2 protein-coding genes are annotated in these 1,804 nt (G+C 75.6%); both read right to left on the bottom strand.

All coding sequences use genetic code 11. The annotated features are described in order from the left end of the window. Nucleotides 1-39: 39 nt before the first annotated feature. Nucleotides 40-381, bottom strand: coding sequence for a DoxX family protein (locus E2E34_RS33995; protein ID WP_208765416.1), 342 nt, complete (start codon nt 379-381; stop codon nt 40-42). Between the two features lie 121 nt (nt 382-502). Further along, complete coding sequence (locus E2E34_RS33990) at nt 503-1,681, bottom strand: THUMP-like domain-containing protein (protein ID WP_138905669.1); 1,179 nt, start codon at nt 1,679-1,681, stop codon at nt 503-505. Nucleotides 1,682-1,804 lie beyond the last annotated feature (123 nt).

Raw genomic sequence — 1,804 nt, 5'->3', positions numbered from 1 at the left:
GGTGACACGAGGGGCGCGGCCGGCCGCGCGCGGCGGTGCTCAGAAGGCCCCGAGCACCAGGGAGCCGACCACCGGCGCGGCGTACACCAGGGGGAACGGGATGTGCGCGTACCAGCGCGCCCGGACCACCGCGACGACGGCCCCCGTGAAGTACAGGACCAGGGCGATCCCGGCCGCCGCGCCGACGGCCGGCACGAGCAGTCCGGCCAGCAGGCCCGCCGCGCCCGCGGCCTTGGCCGTGCCGAGCCACGGCAGCCACGACCGGGGGATGCCGTAGTCCGCCATGGGCCGCACGACCCATGGGGCGCGCAGGAAGACGGACGCGGCCGAGAAACCCACCAGGACGGCGGCCAGGACGGTGACGACGGTGTGTGCGGACATCAGCGGGGCTCCTCAGCGGTGGCGGCCGGTGCGCGCTTGCCCCGGCTCGGTGCGGTGAGTGGTTCACCGCTCTGACGGAGCCGGGAGCGCGAGTGTGACCGGACGGCCAAGGATCTTTCCGCTACGCCGCGGGGTGACCGATCAGCACGGTCGGGGCGCCCGCGACCCGGGTGAGGAAGACCGTGGCGGAGTGCGGCCCCGACAGCTTCATCTTTCGCCGCAGTTCCTCCGGCTCGATCGCCGAGCCGCGCTTCTTCACCGTCAGTACGCCGACTCCCCGCTCCCGCAGCAGCGCCTTCAGCTTCTTCAGGCCGAAGGGCAGCTGGTCCGTGATCTCGTACGCGGTGGCGTACGGCGTCGGGTGCAGTTCGTCCGACGTGATGTACGCGATCGTCTCGTCGATGAGCCGGCCGCCCACCTCCCGGGCCACGTCCGCCACCAGGTGCGAGCGGACGACCGCGCCGTCCGGCTCGTACAGGTAGCGCCCGACCCCGCCCGGCTCCGGGTCGGCCAGACCGGCGCCGACCAGCGTCCGGGGGCCGGGGAGCAGGGTGGCGCGGACCGCCCCGGGGGCGGTGCCGAACCAGAGCACCGCCTCCTTCACGTCCCCGCCGTCCGAGATCCACTCCGCCTCGGCGTCGTCGGGCACCGCCTCGTGGGGGACGCCCGGCGCGATCTTGAGCGCCGCGTGCGCGGACGTACGGGCCGCCTCGATCGCCCAGGACAGCGGCGGCGAGTACGCCTCGGGGTCGAAGATCCGGCCCCGGCCGCCGCGCCGCGCCGGGTCGACGAACACCGCGTCGTAGCCGGAGGTGTCGACGCCCGTCACATCGGCGCAGCGGACCTCGACGAGTGCGGACAGGCCGAGCACCTCCGCGTTGGCGCGTGCCACCTCCGCCGTCAGCGGGTCGCGGTCGACCGCGAGGACCCGGACCCCGGCGCGGGCCAGCGCGATCGCGTCGCCGCCGATGCCGCAGCACAGGTCGGCGACGCTCCGTACGCCGAGCGCGGCGAACCGCCCGGCGCGGTAGGCCGCGACCGTCGTGCGGGTGGCCTGCTCGACGCCGTTGGGGGTGAAGTACATCCGGTACGCGTCCTCGGCGCCGAACTTCGCCACCGCCCGCTGCCGCAGCCGCGCCTGCCCGAGGGCCGCCGAGACGAGCGCGGCGGGGTGGTCACGGCGCAGCCGGGTCGCGGTCGCCAGCTCCCGCGCGGGGTCGTGGTCGCGCAGGACGGCGAGCAGGGACTGGCCCTCGTCGGTCAGCAGGGCGGAGAAGGAGTCGAGATCCACGCGCACCATTCTCCCTGCCGGTGACGGGCCGTACCGTCGAGGTGCCGTGGGGCGGCGGGGAGGTCGGCCACCCGGGGGACGGTCGGTCGGCGGCACGGGTGTCGGCCGGGATCCGGGGGCACGCGCTGGCAG

The sequence above is a fragment of the Streptomyces albidochromogenes genome (assembly GCF_005981925.1).
Classification (GTDB): Bacteria; Actinomycetota; Actinomycetes; order Streptomycetales; family Streptomycetaceae; genus Streptomyces; species Streptomyces albidochromogenes.
This window is presented reverse-complemented; position numbering and strand designations above follow the sequence as displayed.